At 30.5% G+C, this 19,906-nt stretch carries 20 protein-coding genes and 1 other RNA gene; 14 read left to right on the top strand and 7 right to left on the bottom strand.

Going from position 1 to position 19,906, the window contains the following annotated elements:
• Window positions 1-36 precede the first annotated feature (36 nt).
• The 3 genes from fsa to ffs all read right to left on the bottom strand — a co-directional run bounded on the left by fsa (window position 37) and on the right by ffs (window position 1,757).
• Complete coding sequence (fsa, locus tag CELLY_RS13415; RefSeq protein ID WP_013622225.1) at window positions 37-690, bottom strand: fructose-6-phosphate aldolase; 654 nt, start codon at window positions 688-690, stop codon at window positions 37-39.
• A 77-nt stretch (window positions 691-767) separates the two neighbouring features.
• On the bottom strand, window positions 768-1,577 hold the full coding sequence (locus CELLY_RS13410) for an SDR family oxidoreductase (RefSeq protein ID WP_013622224.1): 810 nt from the start codon (window positions 1,575-1,577) through the stop codon (window positions 768-770).
• A gap of 82 nt (window positions 1,578-1,659) precedes the next feature.
• Window positions 1,660-1,757: signal recognition particle sRNA small type (gene ffs / locus CELLY_RS16935), an RNA gene on the bottom strand.
• A gap of 88 nt (window positions 1,758-1,845) precedes the next feature.
• On the opposite strand from ffs, the gene CELLY_RS13405 reads away from it, so the two are divergent.
• The 7 genes from CELLY_RS13405 (at window position 1,846) to CELLY_RS13375 (ending at window position 8,548) form a co-directional block, all read left to right on the top strand.
• Window positions 1,846-2,898: a glutaminyl-peptide cyclotransferase gene (locus CELLY_RS13405; protein ID WP_013622223.1), complete on the top strand. Its 1,053-nt coding sequence runs from the start codon at window positions 1,846-1,848 to the stop codon at window positions 2,896-2,898.
• A gap of 3 nt (window positions 2,899-2,901) precedes the next feature.
• Entirely contained in the window at window positions 2,902-3,294 is a 393-nt protein-coding gene (locus CELLY_RS13400; protein ID WP_013622222.1) for an acyl-CoA thioesterase, read from the top strand.
• A gap of 460 nt (window positions 3,295-3,754) precedes the next feature.
• Window positions 3,755-4,486, top strand: a complete 732-nt coding sequence (locus CELLY_RS13395; RefSeq protein WP_013622221.1) for a LytR/AlgR family response regulator transcription factor — start codon at window positions 3,755-3,757, stop codon at window positions 4,484-4,486.
• Window positions 4,487-4,624: 138 nt separating this feature from the next.
• Window positions 4,625-4,990 carry a hypothetical protein gene (locus CELLY_RS13390; RefSeq protein WP_013622220.1) on the top strand — a complete coding sequence of 122 codons (366 nt, stop codon included), beginning with the start codon at window positions 4,625-4,627 and terminating at the stop codon, window positions 4,988-4,990.
• 91 nt (window positions 4,991-5,081) lie between these two features.
• The gene (locus CELLY_RS13385; protein WP_013622219.1) at window positions 5,082-7,061 is read left to right on the top strand and encodes a tetratricopeptide repeat-containing sensor histidine kinase; all 1,980 of its coding nucleotides are present in this window, start codon (window positions 5,082-5,084) and stop codon (window positions 7,059-7,061) included.
• Window positions 7,062-7,084: 23 nt separating this feature from the next.
• Window positions 7,085-7,750: a response regulator gene (locus CELLY_RS13380; RefSeq protein WP_013622218.1), complete on the top strand. Its 666-nt coding sequence runs from the start codon at window positions 7,085-7,087 to the stop codon at window positions 7,748-7,750.
• Window positions 7,751-7,903: 153 nt separating this feature from the next.
• Window positions 7,904-8,548, top strand: coding sequence for a hypothetical protein (locus CELLY_RS13375; protein ID WP_013622217.1), 645 nt, complete (start codon window positions 7,904-7,906; stop codon window positions 8,546-8,548).
• Between the two features lie 57 nt (window positions 8,549-8,605).
• On the opposite strand, the gene glyA is transcribed toward CELLY_RS13375, so the two are convergent.
• Window positions 8,606-9,877, bottom strand: coding sequence for a serine hydroxymethyltransferase (gene glyA / locus CELLY_RS13370; protein WP_013622216.1), 1,272 nt, complete (start codon window positions 9,875-9,877; stop codon window positions 8,606-8,608).
• Window positions 9,878-9,988: 111 nt separating this feature from the next.
• On the opposite strand from glyA, the gene fahA reads away from it, so the two are divergent.
• Together fahA and CELLY_RS13360 are read left to right on the top strand one after the other, a co-directional pair.
• Window positions 9,989-11,272, top strand: a complete 1,284-nt coding sequence (gene fahA, locus CELLY_RS13365; protein WP_013622215.1) for a fumarylacetoacetase — start codon at window positions 9,989-9,991, stop codon at window positions 11,270-11,272.
• 218 nt (window positions 11,273-11,490) lie between these two features.
• Window positions 11,491-12,675, top strand: a complete 1,185-nt coding sequence (locus CELLY_RS13360; RefSeq protein WP_038506546.1) for a hypothetical protein — start codon at window positions 11,491-11,493, stop codon at window positions 12,673-12,675.
• Window positions 12,676-12,723: 48 nt separating this feature from the next.
• Here CELLY_RS13360 and ytxJ read toward each other — a convergent pair whose 3' ends face one another.
• Window positions 12,724-13,116 carry a bacillithiol system redox-active protein YtxJ gene (gene ytxJ / locus CELLY_RS13355; protein WP_013622213.1) on the bottom strand — a complete coding sequence of 131 codons (393 nt, stop codon included), beginning with the start codon at window positions 13,114-13,116 and terminating at the stop codon, window positions 12,724-12,726.
• Between the two features lie 168 nt (window positions 13,117-13,284).
• Between ytxJ and clpB the strand changes: the two genes are divergently transcribed.
• The 3 genes from clpB to CELLY_RS13340 all read left to right on the top strand — a co-directional run bounded on the left by clpB (window position 13,285) and on the right by CELLY_RS13340 (window position 17,236).
• Entirely contained in the window at window positions 13,285-15,873 is a 2,589-nt protein-coding gene (gene clpB / locus CELLY_RS13350; protein WP_013622212.1) for an ATP-dependent chaperone ClpB, read from the top strand.
• Window positions 15,874-15,973: 100 nt separating this feature from the next.
• Window positions 15,974-16,570, top strand: a complete 597-nt coding sequence (locus CELLY_RS13345; protein ID WP_013622211.1) for a TetR/AcrR family transcriptional regulator — start codon at window positions 15,974-15,976, stop codon at window positions 16,568-16,570.
• Window positions 16,571-16,690: 120 nt separating this feature from the next.
• Window positions 16,691-17,236, top strand: a complete 546-nt coding sequence (locus tag CELLY_RS13340; RefSeq protein ID WP_013622210.1) for a histidine phosphatase family protein — start codon at window positions 16,691-16,693, stop codon at window positions 17,234-17,236.
• Here CELLY_RS13340 and CELLY_RS13335 read toward each other — a convergent pair.
• Window positions 17,223-17,960, bottom strand: a complete 738-nt coding sequence (locus CELLY_RS13335; protein WP_038507545.1) for a DUF6503 family protein — start codon at window positions 17,958-17,960, stop codon at window positions 17,223-17,225. The two genes, CELLY_RS13340 and CELLY_RS13335, sit on opposite strands and share 14 nt — an antisense overlap.
• Window positions 17,961-18,045: 85 nt before the next feature.
• Between CELLY_RS13335 and smpB the strand changes: the two genes are divergently transcribed.
• A complete protein-coding gene (gene smpB / locus CELLY_RS13330) occupies window positions 18,046-18,507 on the top strand; it encodes an SsrA-binding protein SmpB (RefSeq protein ID WP_034644707.1) in 462 nt (153 codons plus the stop codon).
• Here smpB and CELLY_RS13325 read toward each other — a convergent pair.
• On the bottom strand, window positions 18,504-19,145 hold the full coding sequence (locus CELLY_RS13325; RefSeq protein WP_013622207.1) for a protein-L-isoaspartate(D-aspartate) O-methyltransferase: 642 nt from the start codon (window positions 19,143-19,145) through the stop codon (window positions 18,504-18,506). The genes smpB and CELLY_RS13325 overlap by 4 nt on opposite strands.
• A gap of 173 nt (window positions 19,146-19,318) precedes the next feature.
• On the opposite strand from CELLY_RS13325, the gene CELLY_RS13320 reads away from it, so the two are divergent.
• Complete coding sequence (locus CELLY_RS13320) at window positions 19,319-19,897, top strand: PhnA domain-containing protein (RefSeq protein WP_013622206.1); 579 nt, start codon at window positions 19,319-19,321, stop codon at window positions 19,895-19,897.
• Window positions 19,898-19,906: the final 9 nt, after the last annotated feature.

Below are 19,906 nucleotides of genomic sequence, written 5' to 3'. Positions count from 1 at the left end.
TTTAGGGGATTTTTTTATACTTAAAAATTTTAGAAACTAGTTTCCTTTTTTGTAATCTTCTAAAAATTTAGCTAAGCCACTATCAGTTAAAGGGTGCTTTAATAAACCTTCAATAGAAGATAAAGGACCAGTCATTACATCTGCTCCAATTTTAGCACAATCTATAACGTGCATTGTATGTCTAACAGATGCTGCTAAAATCTCTGTAGAAAATGCATAGTTATCATATATATGTCTAATCTCAGCAATTAAGTTTAAACCGTCTGTAGAAATATCATCTAACCTTCCAATAAAAGGAGATACATAAGTTGCACCTGCCTTAGCTGCTAATAAAGCTTGACCTGCAGAAAAAACTAGTGTTACATTAGTTCTTATTCCTTTATCAGAGAAATACTTACACGCTTTTACACCGTCTTTAATCATTGGTAATTTTACAACAATTTGCTCGTGCAATTCAGCCAGCTCCGTACCTTCTTTAATCATTGCTTCATACTCTGTAGCAATAACTTCTGCAGAAACATCACCATCTACAATGTTACAGATATCAACATAATGTTTTAAAATATTGTCTTTACCAGTAATGCCCTCTTTGGCCATTAAAGAAGGGTTAGTTGTTACACCGTCCAAAACACCTAATTCTTGTGCTTCTTTTATTTGTGCCAAATTTGCTGTGTCAATAAAAAATTTCATCTTTTGTTATTTTAAAAATTATGTTTTAAGTAAATATGGTTTTACAGTTAATCTGCTATTTTACAATTGTTACAAAACTACAATTTGTAATGATTCAATAATAATTTTTCATATGTTTTATCTGGTAAAATTTTCTTTAAAAACAATGAAAATTTCTGCATAAAAGCCCCTACTCTGTAATGCACTTTAGGTTTTTTAGTATTCATAATTTTAAAAACCATTTCTGCAACCTGTATTGGATCATTACCAGAGTCTACGTGCTCGTTCATTACATTTAATGTATTACCATATGGTTTTTTATAAGGAGAAGAATCTAAAAGAGGGGCATGATACCTACCTGAAGCAATATTTGTTGCAAAATCTCCTGGAGCCACTGTTGTTATATGCACACCAAAATCTTTTACCTCCATACGCATTGCCTCTACAACAAGCTCCAGAGCTCCTTTACTTGCAGAGTAAATTCCTCTGTAAGGCAAGCCCATATAACCCGCAATAGAGGTAATATTTATAATTAGTCCGTTTTTTTGTTTTCTCATCTGCGGTAACACAGCCTTCATGACATGAATAGGGCCATTTAAATTAACGTCAAAAGCATTAATAATTTCTTGATTAGGAGTTTCTTCTATTGGGCCAGTAATACCAACACCAGCATTATTAACCAAAACATCTAAACGACCTTCTTGCTCTATAACATAAGATACAGCTTCATTAATAGTTTCTGTATTTCTTACGTCTAGGTTAACTAAGTTAAAATGATTAAAGTTTGGATATTTAGCTTTGTCACGTGTAGTACCATACACAGTATAGCCTTTAGCAGTTAAAAAAATACCTATAGATTTACCTATACCTGAAGAACCGCCTGTTATTAAGACTACTTTATTACTCATATTATTAAAATAATTACGAGTGCAAATTAACAAATAAATAAAGGATAGTGGAAATTATGCTTTGCTAAATTTAGCGCATAAAAAAAGGCAAGCTACCTACATCGCACCGCTCAACCGCGTACCCTTGCTGCGTTCCCACCCTGGGGGATTAAGCAGGAGCTGGTCGTGTAGGACTTGCCGGGTGCAAATATACAATCTTTTAAATTTTTCGCAATCATTTTTCATTCTAATTTTAATTAAATACCTTGCTAATACTAATACCATTATTATGAAAACACTTAAGTTTTTAACTTACAGCGCAATAACAATATTATTAATTTCTTGTGGAGGAGCAAATACACCTGCTTCTAAGTTATTTGAAATACAAATAACCGGTAAAAAAGCAAAATTTCATCAAAATGAAACTGTAGATATTACTGTAAAAAACAAAAAAAACAAAACTATTAATGCCGTTTCGTATACTTTAGATGGTGAAAAAGTTGATGTTAAAGACAATAAATTAGTCTTAAAAACAGAAAAAGTTGGAAAAAAAACTGTTACAGCAGAAATTACCTATGATGATGATACCGTTGTAGAAGTTTCAAAAAAAATAACCGTGTTTGCAAGTACCGCTCCTAGTATATACACTTATGAAATTTTAAATGAATATCCGCATAACCCAAACTACTTTACACAGGGTCTGGAGTTTTATAAAGACACCTTGTATGAAAGTACTGGTAAAAGAGGAAAATCTGTTTTAGTAAAGTTAGATTATAAAACTGGTACTATTTTTAAAGAGCACAAATTAAAGGATACTCAGTTTGGAGAAGGCATTACTATTTTAGACAACAAAATATACCATTTAACATGGCAAAGTAATATTGGTTTTGTTTACAACGCAGATACTTTTAAAGAAATAGATCAATTTACATACGGAAAAAGTAAAGAAGGCTGGGGATTTTGTAATGATGGTGAAAAACTATATAAGAGTGATGGTTCTGAAAAAATTTGGACACTAAATGCAGAAACTTTAATAGAGGAAAGTGCTATTGAAGTGTACACAAATAGTAAAAAACTAATTAAAATTAATGAGCTAGAATATGTAGATGGAAAAATTTATGCTAATACTTGGCAATCTGGGCAAGATGTAGCAGTTATAATAAATCCAAACAGTGGTATAGTAGAAGGCATAATTAACTTTAACGGTTTAAAGGATAAAGTTACCAAAACTGATAATGTAGATGTTTTAAATGGTATTGCTTACAACCCTACAACAAAAACGTTTTTTGTTACTGGTAAAAACTGGGATAAAATGTTTGAAGTTGCCCTTATAAAAAAATAACGTTTGAAAGTATATCACAAAACTATTACCGTAACTAAGGATGATTTAGATGATTTAAATCACGTTAATAATGTCAGGTATTTGCAATGGGTACAAGATATATCTAAAGAACATTGGCAAGCCTCTGCAAGTAAAGAGGTCCAAGACAACCATATGTGGGTAGTTAGCACTCACTATTTAGAATACAAATCTGCTGCGGTATTAAATGATGTTATTGAATTAAAAACCTATATAAAAAAATCAGAGGGAGCCATATCTATACGTATTGTAGAAATGAAAAATGCAAAAACCAATAAACTTATACTAAAATCTAAAACAGAATGGTGCCTCTTAAACTCTAAAAGCTTACGCCCTATTCGTGTATCTGAAAAAATAAAGAATATTTTTATTGACTAATATGCTATTATTTTAGCAACTTTTATACCTTATTATATATGGCCTTATTTATTAACTTAAATAAGTAACAAAATAATATGATACCTTTTTTTTTATTCATAAGTATACACATCAGCTTTATATACAAAAGCTCTCATAACTTACTAAGTAATTACACGTATAAGGATAATATAAAAAAGTACCCTCTAAACTACTTACATGTAAATTTAGTTTCTAATTTACTTCTACAGCTATCCTTAAAAACACATCAAAACTAATCTTATATATAAACTACAAATAATAGAGGTTAGAAATACAGATAAAACAATAAGCTAATTCATTTTCTTTTCTGTTTGTAAGATAATACATCTAATTAGCAAGAAAACGAACATTTTAACACTTAAAACCACAAAAAATTAGAGGTTTACCTATAATCAATATTGCTTATGTATATGTAATTTTATACAAGAGAACATTTGCAATGAATTATTCATATACAATTATAGGAAACTCTGCTTCTTCTAATTTACAGCTTCAGTATTATTTAGAAGAGTACAAGGATTTTATGTGCGTAAATATTTCAGAAAATTCTAATACTGCATTAAACAGTATACTTAAGTATGGTCCCGACATCATTTTTATAGATCTTCAAAAAAATGCTTTAGAGTATTTTCAAATGGTTTCAGATTTACATCAATACATAAATCAAATTCCTTTAATTATAGGTGTAAGCAAAAATAAAGAATATGCGTATGAGGCAATCAAAAATGGTTTTTTTGATTATTGGTTGCTACCATATAATGAGTTTGATATTAGAAAAGCTGTTTTTAAAATTAGAAAGCAAACTCCCAAAAAAGAAACTTCACCAACATTATGCCTTCAATCATATAAAGATTACCAATACATAGAAACATCAGATATATTATACCTTAAAGCAGACAATAATGCTACAGATATATACCTTAATAGTGGTAAAAAAGTAAGCGCCTTTAAAACTCTTAAGACTTTTGAAAACAAACTACCTGAAAACTTTATAAGAATTCATCAAAGTTACATTATAAATAGCACATATGTATCTGGCATTAATTATGGTAAAAATGTCTGCGTTATTAAAAAGAGCGATGTTAAACTACCATTCTCAAAATCATACAAACAAAAAATAGATATTATTAAAAATAAGATAAGCAAAAATACAATTTCTACTCAGAATTGAACAAAAACTAACAAAACCACCCCAAACACTAACAGATATATGACTTACACTAATAGATATAATTTCTTACTTATACAGACAGTAAATAATTATACTTTAGCAAAGCAATAAAAATATATTTAACCAAAAAAAATGATTATGAAAAATTTAATTAACCTACTTGTATTATTTATCTTTAGCCTATTATTATTCTCTTGTGATGTAGACAGTGCATCTGATGACGCTTTATATGAAAATATTAATGCTACTGATGATGATGAAGTTGAATTTCCAAAAGGTAGTGGCGGTGAAGTTGGTACTGATGACGATGAAGTTGAATTGCCAAAAGGTAGCGGCGGTGAAGTTAGTACTGATGATGATGAAGTTGAATTTCCAAAAGGTAGCGGCGGTGAAGTTGGTACTGATGATGATGAAGTTGAATTGCCAAAAGGTAGTGGTGGTGAAGTTAGTACTGATGACGATGAAGTTGAATTGCCAAAAGGTAGTGGTGGTGCAGTAGACTAAAAACTTTAAAAAAAATAAAAATATTTTAAAGCCTTAAATTTAACATTTAAGGCTTTTTTTATACCTTGGGGTATTTAAAAACCCAATCTACGTGCAAAAATTATATACGCTACTTATTATTACGGTATTACTATTTTCTTGTAATCAAAAAAAGGAGAAGCAACAGCTTGTAGAAGTTACAAAGCATCAACAAAAAACAAAAGATACTACAAACCTTTTGCAACATAAAAAGGATTCTGTTTACAGAAGACAACTACACTCACTTGCATACACTTATTTAACACAAGACGACTCCTTAAATTTTAGAGAAACCAATAAAAAAGTAATGGAGTTATCTCTAAAACAAAAAGACTCTACATTATTAGCTTATGCTTATTGGGATCTGGGATATTTTTTCCACGAAAAATTAAAAGTAGACAGTAGTTACGTTTACTACTTAAAAGCACAAAACATTTTTGCTCTTCAAAAAAAGAAGAAAAAAGAAGGTACAGTTCTTCAATCACTCTCTATTTTACAATCACATGTAAAAGATTATAGAGGTAGTGAAATATCTACCATAAAAGCTATTGAATTATTTGATGATGTTGAAGACTCAGATTTAGAACTATATAGTTCATACAACAATTTAGGATCAGTTACTAATGCACTAAAAGAACATGATAGAGCTTTAGAGTACTATAATAAAGCACTAGAATATTACAAAAAGATTAAACCTAAAAGTAAAATAAATACAACCTTAGTAAACAATATTGCTAATGTATATAGAGATAAAGAAGATTATGATAATGCAATAGAAAACTATGAAAAAGTGTTAGCCGTAGACAGTTTGTATGAAAAAAAAGCATTATTCTACGCTAAAGTTTTAGACAACCTAGCCTATACTAAGTTAAAAATTAAAGATACAATTAATGTAGAAAAACAATTAATACGCGCCTTACAAATTAGAGATAGCTTAGGAGACAACACAGGATTAGCTATTAGTCATTATAATTTAGCGGAGTTTTACATTTTAAAAAAGGATACTTCTAAAGCGTTAGAAAACGCTAAAAAATCTGAAGAGTATTCCTTAGCAAACAAAAACAATAAACGATTATTACAAGCATATGACATTTTAACATCTATAGACCCCATAAATGCAAGTAACTATGCTCATAAATATATTGTTTTAAATGATAGCTTAATTGCAGAGGAGCGTATGATACAAGATAAATTTACTCGTATTAAATATGAAACTGACGAGGTAATTGAAGAAAAAGAAGAATTAGAAGAACAAAAACAAATTCTAATATCTTTTGTAATTGGTGCCCTCCTATTGGCTTTTGCTATTTTTATAATTGGTAGTCAGTATATAAAAAATCAGAAATTAAAATTTGAACAAGAACAGCAAGAAACCAACTTAGAAACATTTAACTTAATGTTAGATCAAAAAGGAAAACTTGCACAAGCCAAACAAGAAGAGCAACTACGCATATCTCAGGAGTTACATGATGGTGTACTTGGCAGCTTAACTGGTATAGGTTTAATTTTAAAAGCCACAAATAAAAGAGCAGATGAAGAAGCAATTGCAGAGCGTTTAGATCTTATAAAGCAATTACAAGAAACAGCAGAAGAAATTAGAACAATATCACATACATTAAGTGCTGCATCATCCAAAAAAATGCAAAACTTTACAAATTCTATTATAGAACTTTTACACAATACCAGTAAAGCATCAAATATAAAAACAAGCTTTACGTTTGATAAAAAAATAGATTGGGATTACTTAAATGCAGAAATTAAAATTAACCTATATAGAATAATACAAGAAGGTGTACAAAACTGTGTAAAATATTCTAAAGCAGAAAACATTTTATTAGATTTAAGTATGAAGAATTCAAATTTATCAGTAATTTTATCTGATGATGGTGTAGGTTTTAACCTCCAAAAGAAAAAAAGAGGTATTGGACTTAAAAATATTTACTCTAGAGCTAATAAAATTAATGCAAACGTTAATATAGAGAGTAAAATTGGTGAAGGAACAAAAATCTACATTACCATACCTGTAGAAGATAAAAAAGTATTTAATTCATAAACCAGATCAAAGTTTAACAAAATATGCGAACCCTAAAAATATTAGCTGTTGATGATCATCAACTTATACTAAAAGGATACCAGTATACATTTGCAGATATAAACCCAGCTAAATATAATATTAACTTAACCACCGCAAATAGCTACCAAGAGGCTAAAAAAATAATTGAAAGTAATATTTTTGATGTTGCATTTTTAGACATACAAATTGAAAAACCAGACAAAGAAAATATTGATGGAAACAAAACTGGAGAACATTTAGGAATGCTTTTAAGAGAGATATCTCCTAAAACAAAAATAATATTTCAATCTTCATTTAGCGACAGTTTGCGAATTAGTAATATATTTTCTTCTGTAAACCCAGATGGCTACATTGTTAAAACAGAAGTTAATGAAGAAGTGATTGAAAAAGCGTTAGATAATGTTTTAAATGATAGTACATACTATTCTAAATCTGCCATTGATGTTTTTAGAAAAACAATGACTAACAATATAATGATTAATGAAGATGATAAAGAAATACTATATCGTTTATCATTAGGAATTAAAACAAAAGACTTAGTAGATTACGTTAATTTATCTGTAACAGGTATAGAAACCAGAAAGCGTAAACTTAAATTTATTTTTGATATTGAAAACGAAAATGACCTTGCCTTAATTAACGAGGCAAAAAGGAGGGGCTTTATTTAAAAGAATGTAAGTAGCAACTTACGCTGTTAAAAACTTTAACATTTTTTTGCCCATTTAAGATAATAACCTCAAAAAATCCAAGGTTTACGTATAATCCAAACTCAAAAAATCATCATAGCTTTGTAGTAAGTATAACCACCTACAATTGATACTATGATGTCTAACCCATCGCAATACAATGATATACGTTATTCTAATAATGTCCCAGAGTGTATATTAGAACAACTAGAAATTTTTAGAAACGAACTAGAAAAAGCATATTTTTCTAGAGTTCTTATTAGGATCTTAAACAATAAACCAGATGCTTTTGAAATAGGTATTGAGTTCCAATCTAACTTTTGGCTATCAGAAGGTGTGTGTTTTTACAACAACTCTAATTGGTTAAAAGATAAATTAGATGTAAACTCATCTAGATTAGAGCAATTTTACAAAAGTTTAGAAAAGTTAAGGTGTAATACAGAACAATTTGTAGATATAGCTGAATGTGCTATTTATTTAGCAGATACATCTGTAATTATAAGTAAAGTATGCAACAATAGTATAGTTAATAGCTTAGATGCCATTTTAGATACGTTAGTTACTAATGTAGAATGTTTAATGACTGAAAATTTAGAATTACCTACAGAAATACATTTGCCAATTTTATCTGAAGATAATATAAGCTTAACCAATATAACTGAAAAATCTTACTTTGGATTCTGGGGACTTTATTATGAGTCTGAAGAAGATGCCGTTATTTATGATGTGCGCAACAACAGCACTAATAGAGGTGATCTGTTTATGATAGATCATATATAAAAAATGGAAAACCTGTATAGGTTTTCCATTTTTTTAACGGTTATTATAAGTTTACTATTAATTAAACAATGCTCTACCTTCCATTAGAGCATTTACTTTTTCTCTAACATTTAAAATAACCTCTTCATCTTCTGGGCTATTAATTACAGCATCTACAAAATCTACAATAGTTTGCATATCATCTTCTTTTAAACCACGTGTTGTAATAGCCGCAGTTCCAAAACGGATTCCTGAAGTTACAAAAGGAGATTTATCATCAAAAGGAACCATATTTTTATTTGCTGTAATATCTGCTTTAACTAAAGCATTTTCTGCGTCCTTACCTGTTATATTTTTATTTCTTAGGTCAATAAGCATCATATGGTTATCTGTACCTCCAGAAATTATTTTATAATCTTTTTTAACAAAAGCTGCTGCCATAGCTGCTGCGTTTTTCTTAACCTGAATCATATAATGCAAATACTCATCTGTTAAAGCTTCTCCAAAAGCTACAGCTTTGGCTGCAATAATATGCTCTAATGGTCCGCCTTGGTTACCAGGAAAAACTGCTAAATCTAATAAAGCAGACATCTTACGTAAATTTCCATTTTTAAGTTTTATCCCAAAAGGATTTTCAAAATCTTTCCCCATCATAATCATTCCTCCTCTAGGACCACGTAATGTTTTGTGCGTAGTAGTAGTAACAATGTGGCAATGTGGCATTGGGTCATTTAATATACCCTTTGCAATTAAACCTGCCGGATGCGAAATATCTGCTAACAATAAAGCACCAACACTATCTGCAATAACTCTAAAACGCTCAAAATCTATATCTCTAGAGTAAGCAGAAGCACCTGCAATAATCATTTTAGGCTTTTCTTTAGTTGCTATTTCTTGTATTTTATCATAGTTTAAAACTCCTGTTTCTTCTTCTACTCCATAAAAAACCGGATTATACAAACGCCCAGAAAAGTTTACAGGAGATCCGTGAGTTAAATGCCCTCCATGAGATAAATCAAAACCTAAAATAGTATCTCCAGGCTTTAAGCACGCATGATATACAGATGCATTTGCCTGTGACCCCGAGTGTGGCTGCACGTTTACATATTCTGCTCCAAAAAGCTCTTTTGCTCTATCTATTGCTAATTGCTCAATTTCATCAACAACCTCACAACCACCATAATAACGCTTTCCAGGATAACCTTCTGCATATTTATTGGTAAGCACAGAACCTGCTGCCTCCATAACTTGTGGACTTGTAAAATTCTCTGAAGCTATTAATTCTATTCCTTCTAATTGACGTTGTTTTTCGTCATTAATTAAATCAAAAATTTGGTTATCGCGTTGCATAGATATTTTATTGCGTTAATAAAGTGTAAAAATACAAATTGAGATTCTTTAATCAGAAGAAAATAATATATTTGAAAAGAAATTTATCAAAAAAAAATTAACACGTACAATATGCCTATAAAAACTAACGATCCTTCAAAAAAATCTTGGATTTCTGTTGATTCTACTTCAGACTTTCCAATTCAGAATATTCCTTTTGGTGTATTTTTAACCAGGGACGATATTATTACCATAGGTACTCGTATAGGAGACTATGCAATAGATTTAGGTGCTCTGCACCAATTAGGGTATTTTGATGGTATACCGTTAACAGATGATATTTTTTTACAAGATTCTTTAAATGATTTTATATCAGACGGTAAAAAAACATGGCGCTTGGTTCGTAACAGAATTAGCGAAATTTTTGATATTAACAATCCTGCATTACAAAATAATGAAGAGCACAAAAAAATTGTACTTTTTACTATGAATGAGGTAGAAATGCAATTACCTGTACAAATTGGTGATTACACAGATTTTTACTCTAGTAAGGAACATGCTACTAATGTTGGTACAATGTTTAGAGACCCTAACAATGCTTTATTACCAAATTGGTTGCATATACCTGTTGGTTACCACGGCAGAAGCTCTACAATTATACCAAGTGGCACTCCTGTACATAGACCAAACGGACAAACATTACCTAAGGGTGAAGAAACTCCTGTATTTGGCCCATCAAAATTAGTAGATTTTGAACTAGAGACTGCTTTTATTACTACAGACGCTAACCTATTAGGTGAACCTATACCTGTTGATGAAGCCGAAGATTATATTTTTGGCATGGTAGTATTTAATGATTGGAGTGCCAGAGATATTCAAAAATGGGAATATGTACCTCTAGGCCCGTTTTTAGCTAAAAACTTTGCTTCTTCAATTTCTCCGTGGATAGTTACATTAGATGCTTTAGAACCTTTTAGAACAGCGAGCCCTGCACAAGAACCTAAACCACTACCCTATTTACAACAAACAGGAGATAAATCTTTTGATATTAATTTAGAAGTAGATATTACACCAGAAAATGGAGAACCTACTACTGTTTCTAAATCTAATTTTAAATACATGTACTGGACAATGGCTCAACAACTTGCACACCACACCATAAATGGTTGCAAGGTTAATAGTGGTGATATGATGGGAAGCGGAACCATATCTGGTCCAACTCCAGACTCTTACGGATCTATGCTAGAGTTGTCTTGGCAAGGAACTAAACCAGTAGAATTATCTAACGGAGAAACCAGAAAATTTATACAAGATAATGACACTGTTACCTTAAGAGGTTATTGTAAAAAAGACGGTGTGCGTATTGGTTTTGGAGAAGTTTCTACTAAATTACTACCTGCAATATCCATTAAATAATTTACATATACATTTAAAAAATTCCCTTTTAAAGGGAATTTTTTTTGCTCAATAATTATACTATTAATCAAAATATTAGACCATAATTATATTCTAACAAAAAAAATATTACGCTATTACCCCTTGTAAAATATACTATTTAACCACTGTAAGCGTTTTCTCTTTTGTATGTTGGCACGACTATTGAAAACATACCTACAATATTAAATTTAGATGTTATGAAAAAAATTTTACTATTAACCGCAGTATCAATTTTTTTAGCCTCCTGTAGTGGAGTTAAAAAGACTCAAGAAGCAATAAATACAGGTAACTATTTATCTGTAATACAAACTTCTATTAAAAATTTAGCTTCTAATAAAACTAAAAAAAGCAACCAACCATATATCTCATTATTAGAAGATGCATTTAAAAAAAATACAGAAAGAGAATTAAGTAATATTGCCTTTTTAAAGAAAGACGGCAACGCTGCTAACTACGAAAATATTTTTAATGCCTACACACGACTTAAAAATATACAAGAACAAATTAAGCCATTACTACCATTAAGGATAGTAGATGAAAACAGAAATGCAGATTTTAATATTGTTAATTATAATGATAAAATATTGTCTTCTAAAAAACAGTTAGCAGACTATTTATATAGTAACGCTAGTAATTTACTTGCTAACGCAGTGAGCAAAGATGATTACAGAAGAGCATATGATGATTTTAATTATCTAAACGAGTTGAGTCCTAATTATGAAGACAGCAGAATAAAAATTGAAGAAGCACACAACAAAGGAATAGATTATGTTAGAGTAAAGCTTATAAATAGTACAGATAAAATTATTCCGGTACGTTTAGAAGATGATTTACTAAACTTTAATACCTATGGCTTAAATGATTTATGGACAGAGTACCACGCACAACCAATGAGTACTGTTAAGTATGATTATGAAATGGAAGTAGACTTTAGAGAAATAAATATTTCACCAGAACAGATTAGAGAAAAAGAACTTGTAAAAGAGTCTCAAATTAAAGATGGTTACAAATATGTACTAGATAAAGATGGTGAAGTTGTTGTAGATGAAGATGGCAACAAAGTAAAAACAGATAAATTTAAAACTGTAAGGTGTAATTTTTACCAATTTACACAATCTAAGTCTGCGCAAGTAACTGGTGTTGTAAGCTTTATAGATTTAAATACAAGGCAACAAGTAAATACATACCCTTTAGCTAGTCAGTTTGTTTTTGAACACAACTACGCAAATTATAGAGGTGATAAAAGAGCTTTAACAAGTGATTTAATTTCTATGTTAAGCTTAAAATCTGTGGAGTTCCCTACCAACGAGCAAATGGTTTATGATGCTGGTGAAAGTTTAAAGGCCAATTTAAAAAACATTATTATAAGACATAAGTTCTAATAATAAGTAATTATAAAAACGCCCTTGCAAATGCAAGGGCGTTTTTATTTATGAATATTTTTCTAAATCTAAGTCTGTTATAGAACCGTGAGAAGCATCAGCAACCGCAACTCCATTTTTTACAACCAACAATTGTGGTGATTGATGAATTACCTGAAACTTATACCCTGTTTCATTAGAAACTTCTCTGTATTGCAACAAATCTAAGTAGTATAAATCTGCTTGGTCTTCTGTAAAATTGTATGTATCTCTAAACATTTTTATAACCATACGGCTAATACCACAAGTGGTAGAATGCTTAAAAATAAACTGCGTTTTTGTTTTAGATTTTTCTTCAATATCCTGCAATTGCGCAACAGTAGTTAAGGGTATCCAAGGTAAATCTTTTTCCTCTTTTTTATTTTCTTCCTTACCACCAAATAAACCTGTAAATATTCCCATTATAAATATTAATTTTATAGTTAAGTCGATCTAAAAACACAACCTTACAACTGACTAAATGTCCTGCAAAACCCCGTAAAAACAGTCATTTTGTCTGCATTACTGTTTTGGTAAGGTAATTGTTTTTAACTCCGTAAAAATACTAATACTATAAAATATACAACATATATGAACATTAATAATTTCACAATAAAATCTCAAGAGTCCTTGCAGCAAGCCCAACTGCTAGCTCAGGAGCTTGGCAATCAACAAATAGAAAACGAACATTTATTTAAAGCATTAATTAAAGTAGATGAAAATGTAATGCCTTTTATATTAAAAAAGCTAAATGTAAATGTTGCGTTATTAACACAAATTGTAGACAAAGAATTGCAAAGTTTACCAAAAGTAACAGGCGCAGATATAATGATGTCTCGTGAAGCAGGTAAAACAGTTAACGAAGCTATAATAGTAGCTAAAAAAATGAATGATGAATACGTGTCTACAGAACATTTGTTATTGGCTATTTTTAAATCTAAAAGTAAAATTTCTCAGATCTTAAAAGATCAAGGGGTAACAGAAAAAGATTTAAACGCAGCTATAGCAGAGTTAAGAAACGGTAACAATGTTACATCACAAAGTGCAGAAGAAAATTACAATTCACTTGAAAAATATGCTAAAAATTTAAACAGATTAGCAGATGAAGGCAAACTAGACCCTGTAATTGGGAGAGATGAAGAAATACGAAGAGTTTTGCAAATTTTATCTCGTAGAACAAAAAACAATCCAATGTTAGTTGGTGAGCCTGGTGTAGGTAAAACAGCAATTGCAGAAGGTATTGCACACCGTATTATTCAAGGAGATATTCCTGAAAACTTAAAAGGTAAAATTATATACTCATTAGATATGGGTGCCTTAATTGCTGGTGCAAAATATAAAGGTGAATTTGAAGAACGTTTAAAGTCGGTTATTAAAGAAGTAACCTCTGCAGATGGCGAAATTGTATTATTTATTGACGAAATACATACACTAGTTGGTGCTGGTGGCGGAGATGGTGCTATGGATGCAGCAAACATACTTAAACCTGCATTAGCACGTGGAGAATTACGTGCTATAGGTGCTACAACTTTAGACGAATACCAAAAGTATTTTGAGAAAGACAAGGCCTTAGAGCGTAGATTTCAAAAAGTAATAGTAGATGAACCAAGTACAGAAAGTTCTATTTCTATATTAAGAGGAATAAAAGAAAAATACGAAGCACACCACAAAGTACGCATTAAGGATGAAGCTGTTATTGGTGCCGTAGAATTATCGCAACGCTATATAACAAACAGATTTTTACCGGATAAGGCTATTGACTTAATGGATGAAGCTGCTGCAAAATTACGTATGGAAATTAATTCTAAGCCAGAAGAATTAGACGTTCTTGACCGTAAAATAATGCAATTAGAAATTGAAATTGAAGCTATTAAAAGAGAAAATGATAAGGATAAGCTAAAAATTTTAAACGTAGATCTTGCTAATATTAAAGAAGAACGTAATGAAATTTTTGCAAAATGGGATAGTGAAAAAACAGTTGTAGATAATATACAACAAGTAAAACAAGATATAGAAAATTATAAGTTAGAGGCAGAACGCGCAGAACGTAACGGTGATTATGGTAAAGTTGCTGAAATTAGATACGGTAAAATTAAAGAAGCCCAAGAAGCATTAGAAAAACTACAAAACACACTTGCAGAGCAACAAAGTAATGGTACTTTAATACAAGAAGAAGTTACCTATGAAGACATTGCAGATGTTGTTGCTAAATGGACCGGTATACCGGTAACAAAAATGCTACAAAGTGAAAGAGAAAAACTATTAGACTTAGAGTCTGTATTACACAAGCGTGTAGTAGGGCAAGAAGAAGCTATAGAGGCTGTAGCTAATGCTATTAGAAGAAGTAGATCTGGTTTACAAGATGCTAAGCGTCCAATAGGCTCATTCTTATTTTTAGGAACAACAGGTGTAGGTAAAACAGAACTTGCTAAAACACTTGCTTCCTACTTGTTTGATGATGAAAATGCTTTAACCAGAATTGATATGAGTGAGTACCAAGAACGCCACTCTGTAAGCAGATTGGTTGGTGCACCTCCTGGGTATGTTGGTTATGATGAAGGCGGACAATTAACAGAAGCTGTAAGACGTAGACCTTACTCTGTTATTTTATTAGATGAAATTGAAAAGGCACATCCAGATACTTTTAATATTTTACTACAGGTTTTAGATGAAGGTAGATTAACAGACAACAAGGGTCGTGTTGCAGATTTTAAAAACACCATTATTATTATGACAAGTAATATGGGAAGCAGTATAATACAAGAAAGTTTTAACACACATAAAGATGCTACAATAGCTACTGAAGCAGCTAAAACAGATGTATTAGGCTTGCTAAAAGCAAGTATTAGACCAGAGTTTTTAAACAGAATTGATGACATTGTTATGTTTACACCGTTATCTAAGGATAACATTAAAAAAATTGTACGTTTACAATTAAACGCGCTTAAAAAACTTGTTGCCGAGCAAAATATTACAATAGATGCTACAGATGAGGCTGTTGGCTTTTTAGCATTAAAAGGCTATGATCCGCAATATGGTGCAAGACCTGTAAAACGTATAATACAAAAAGAAGTACTTAATAATTTATCTAAAGAAATATTATCTGGCAATATTACCACAGATAGCATTGTTTTAATAGATAGTTTTGATGATAAATTGGTATTTAGAAACAATAATTAATATAATTTAATAATAAAAGCAAAAAAGCTTCCTTTATGGAAGCTTTTTTTATGGTTCTATTTTATAGATTTTATATATTCGTAGAAACAACAAATAGCATATGTCCACCAAGGCAGAAAAAACCAAAGAATTTATCATTAAAACTTCTGCGCCAATATTTAGCAAACAAGGCTATGTTGGTACAAGTATGAGTGATATTACAAATGCAACAGGCCTAACAAAAGGCGCTTTATATGGTAATTTTAAAAATAAAGAAGAAATTGCTTTAGCCGCTTTTAACTATAACACTACTAAACTTTTAAATAAAATTGATGAACGCCTAAATATAGAAGGAACATCTTTAGACAAAATATACAACCTTACTAGTTTTTATAGACAATATGCTGTTTTTACATTAGATATGGGAGGTTGCCCAATAATAAATGTTGGTGTAGACGCAGAATACAACAACAAAACACTTTCTAGTGCCGCTAAAGAAATTGTACGCACTATAGAAGGTAAAATTGCTGCTGTTTTAGAAACGGGTGTTAATAATAACGAATTAAAGCTACCTGTAACTCCATTACAATTTGCTAAGCAACTGTATACAATGCTACAAGGTTCTGTTGCAATGGCAACAATAACACAAGACCGAAAGTATCTTTTAAACACTGTAAACTACATTAATCATCTTATAGAAAAAGAGGTTAAACTATAATACTTATAAACTACTATTTTTAGTAAAATAAAAGGCATTACAAATACCATTATTGTATACTTTTTTTACAAAAAGTAAGTTATATTATATACAACAACATCAAAATAAATTAGTACACAGATGAAATTTTTAAAACCTATTCTTTTAGTCTTACTTTTTACTGTAACACTAGCGTGTAAAAACGATAAAAATAATGCCACAGATGAAGAAATAAACAATACTGTCTCTACTTTTTATTTTATTAGGCACGCAGAAAAGGATAGATCAAATTCTGAAAATCAAGATCCAGAATTATCTCAAGAAGGCTTAGGTAGATCTATATTTTGGGCAAAGGTTTTTGAGCCTGTTGCATTAGAAGCTATTTACTCTACAGATTACCAAAGAACACAAATGACAGCTGCCCCTACATCTGTACAAAAAGGAATTTCTGTTACCAGTTATGACCCAACTACTATAGAACCACAGCAATTTGTAACAGATAATTATGGTAAAAAAGTTTTAGTTGTAGGCCACAGTAATACTATTCCTAAATTTGTAAATGCTATAATTGGCGAAGAAAAATTTGAACAAATTGATGACTATGATAACAGTGGCTTATTTGTAGTAACAATAATTGGCACACAAGCCACTGCTATTAAACTTAATTTAGATATTAGTAGACAATAATATTATCTAACTCTATTTTAGATAACAATTCCAACTCATTATTCTGGAACATTTTATCTATCTGTAAAATATTCATAGATTCAGATTTAGGTTTGTAGTTTTCATAATCTACAAACCTAATTCCGTTTACATAACGCTCATTATAAGCTACTCTAAAACGCATACCACCATCATTTACAAAAAACTTATACGCTAAATAATCTGGTTTTGCTGTTTCCTTATTAAACCAATACAAATAAGTATCCTCAAAATCATCACCACCATTTGCCTCACTAAAAGTAACTTTAACTTTATAGTACTGCTTACTTTTAATTGTAACTTCTCCTAAATATTCTTTTTTAACAGCGGCATCATTTAAACCATAAGGTAAAAGAGCAAAGTAAAAAACTGAATTAATAGCATTATCATATTTACGAGCAGTAGAATCTGCAACTGCAACAACACTATCGTTTACTAAACGTGTAAACTTAGCAGCCTTTACATCTGTAACAATTGTAGAATCTTGTTTAAAAATACGTTTCATTATACGCTTGCCATTTTCTTGCAATAAAACATACTTTTTATTTCTAAAATCAAAAGACATCTTTTTAGTTTTATACAAGCTATCTCCAGAAACGGCTATGGCGTTATCTACAATACTTTGTGCGCTAATTGCTACTTTTTTTTCATTCTTACACGCTGCAAAAGCAATCAGTAATAAGAAAAACATACTTTTTTTAATCATAAAATAAAATCTTTTGTGCATTAGTTGTAATGCTTTTAAAATCTTTACAAAGTTGGTTTAAAATATTCTATTTTTGCACTCTATGATGCAGAAAAAAATCAATATTAAAAATAAAAGAGCTAGGTTTGAGTATGAACTAATTGATACTTATACAGCTGGCTTAGTTTTGTCTGGTACAGAAATAAAATCTATAAGAGAAGGTAAAGCCTCTATAACAGAAAGTTTTTGTGAATTTAATGACAGAAACGAACTTTTTATAATTAATATGCAAGTAGATGAATACTCTCACGGATCTCATTACAACCACCAACCAAAAGCATCTCGTAAATTACTACTTAACAGAGGAGAGCTTAAAAAACTAGAGAAAGAAGTTAAAAATACTGGTTTAACAATTGTACCGTTAAATATGTTTTTAAATGATAAAGGTTTAGCAAAAATAAACATTGCTTTAGCTAAAGGTAAAAAACTACATGATAAAAGAGACTCTATTAAAGATAGAGACAACAAGAGAAATTTAGATAGAATAAAAAAGAGTTTTAATAACTAGTTTTTATTTTCTAAAAGCGGTACAAATTTAAAAGATCCAAATTCTTGTTTCTCAAACTCTAGCTCAGATTTACGTACAAACAACGTCATTATTTGATCTTCTACACCAACTGGTATAACTAACCTACCTCCTATTTTAAGTTGTGCAAGTAACGGTTTTGGCACTATAGGCGCGCCAGCTGTAACTATTATACCATCAAAAGGAGCTTCCTCTGGATATCCTTTGTAGCCATCTCCTAAAATTGCTTTTTTGGGTCTAATCCCCATTTTAGGAAAAAATAATTTATTCTTTTTAAACAACTGAGATTGTCTTTCAATAGTATAAACTCTAGCTCCTAATTGCAATAATACTGCAGTTTGGTATCCGCTCCCTGTACCTATTTCTAGTATTACATCATTTTGCTTAACTTCTAACAATTGAGACTGAAAAGCAACAGTATAAGGCTGAGAAATGGTTTGCTCTGCACCAATAGGAAAAGCTTTATCTTGGTATGCATGATCTTCAAAACTACTATCCAAAAACAAGTGTCTTGGAACCTTTTTAATAGCTTCAATAACTTTGGTATCTTCAATACCTTTTTCTATTAAAATGTTAGCCAAAAGATTACGTTTACCACGATGTTTTAAGGTGTCTTTCAAGAGTAAAAATGGGTTTGGTTTAGGTTACAAATTTAAGAATAAAAACAAGATCTAAAGGCAAAAATAGGCAGTAGATATAAAATAAAAATAAGTCTAAATTAAACTTATAAACTTAGTAAGCTTAGAACAAACATTATACGTATTTTTGGCGCTAATTAATAATAAAATACCTTATGAGCATCGAAAGAGAATTAAAAAAAAGAAGCCAAAACAAATGTGAACTTTGCTCCAATGAAGAAAACTTAAGTCCTTACCAAGTTTTACCTGCAAAAAATAGTGATTTACAAGACAATATACTAGCCTGCAGTACCTGTATTACTCAAATAGAAGACCCAGAACAAACAGAACCAAATCACTGGAGATGTTTAAATGATAGTATGTGGAGTGAGCATATACCTGTACAAATTATTGCTTGGCGTATGCTAAGTAGGTTACGTAGTGAAGGATGGCCACAAGACCTGCTAGATATGATGTATTTAGACGAAGATAATTTAGAATGGGCTAAAGCTACTGGAGAAGGAGAAGATCCTGAAGATAAAATTGTACACAGAGATAGTAATGGTGTTATAATTAACGCCGGCGATAGTGTTGTATTAATTAAAGATTTACCCGTAAAAGGCTCTAGTATGGTGGCAAAAAGAGGAACTGCTGTACGTAGAGTATCTTTAGATCATGAAAATGCAGAATATATAGAGGGCAAAGTAGACGGACAACAAATTGTAATTATTACCAAGTACGTTAAAAAAATATAATTTTAGCAA

Origin of the sequence: Cellulophaga lytica DSM 7489, assembly GCF_000190595.1 — a bacterium.
GTDB lineage: Bacteria > Bacteroidota > Bacteroidia > Flavobacteriales > Flavobacteriaceae > Cellulophaga > Cellulophaga lytica.
The sequence above is the reverse complement of the archived record's forward strand: the minus strand, read 5'-3'. Positions and strand labels throughout refer to the sequence as shown.

What these genes read in the sequence shown, in the direction of transcription:
- fsa (WP_013622225.1), bottom strand. Translation starts at nt 690, where the DNA reads ATGAAATTTTTTATTGACACAGCAAATTTGGCACAAATAAAAGAAGCA.
- CELLY_RS13410 (WP_013622224.1), bottom strand. Translation starts at nt 1,577, where the DNA reads ATGAGTAATAAAGTAGTCTTAATAACAGGCGGTTCTTCAGGTATAGGT.
- CELLY_RS13405 (WP_013622223.1), top strand. Translation starts at nt 1,846, where the DNA reads ATGAAAACACTTAAGTTTTTAACTTACAGCGCAATAACAATATTATTA.
- CELLY_RS13395 (WP_013622221.1), top strand. Translation starts at nt 3,755, where the DNA reads ATGAATTATTCATATACAATTATAGGAAACTCTGCTTCTTCTAATTTA.
- CELLY_RS13390 (WP_013622220.1), top strand. Translation starts at nt 4,625, where the DNA reads ATGAAAAATTTAATTAACCTACTTGTATTATTTATCTTTAGCCTATTA.
- CELLY_RS13380 (WP_013622218.1), top strand. Translation starts at nt 7,085, where the DNA reads ATGCGAACCCTAAAAATATTAGCTGTTGATGATCATCAACTTATACTA.
- CELLY_RS13375 (WP_013622217.1), top strand. Translation starts at nt 7,904, where the DNA reads ATGATGTCTAACCCATCGCAATACAATGATATACGTTATTCTAATAAT.
- glyA (WP_013622216.1), bottom strand. Translation starts at nt 9,877, where the DNA reads ATGCAACGCGATAACCAAATTTTTGATTTAATTAATGACGAAAAACAA.
- fahA (WP_013622215.1), top strand. Translation starts at nt 9,989, where the DNA reads ATGCCTATAAAAACTAACGATCCTTCAAAAAAATCTTGGATTTCTGTT.
- CELLY_RS13360 (WP_038506546.1), top strand. Translation starts at nt 11,491, where the DNA reads ATGAAAAAAATTTTACTATTAACCGCAGTATCAATTTTTTTAGCCTCC.
- ytxJ (WP_013622213.1), bottom strand. Translation starts at nt 13,116, where the DNA reads ATGGGAATATTTACAGGTTTATTTGGTGGTAAGGAAGAAAATAAAAAA.
- clpB (WP_013622212.1), top strand. Translation starts at nt 13,285, where the DNA reads ATGAACATTAATAATTTCACAATAAAATCTCAAGAGTCCTTGCAGCAA.
- CELLY_RS13345 (WP_013622211.1), top strand. Translation starts at nt 15,974, where the DNA reads ATGTCCACCAAGGCAGAAAAAACCAAAGAATTTATCATTAAAACTTCT.
- CELLY_RS13340 (WP_013622210.1), top strand. Translation starts at nt 16,691, where the DNA reads ATGAAATTTTTAAAACCTATTCTTTTAGTCTTACTTTTTACTGTAACA.
- CELLY_RS13335 (WP_038507545.1), bottom strand. Translation starts at nt 17,960, where the DNA reads ATGATTAAAAAAAGTATGTTTTTCTTATTACTGATTGCTTTTGCAGCG.
- smpB (WP_034644707.1), top strand. Translation starts at nt 18,046, where the DNA reads ATGCAGAAAAAAATCAATATTAAAAATAAAAGAGCTAGGTTTGAGTAT.
- CELLY_RS13320 (WP_013622206.1), top strand. Translation starts at nt 19,319, where the DNA reads ATGAGCATCGAAAGAGAATTAAAAAAAAGAAGCCAAAACAAATGTGAA.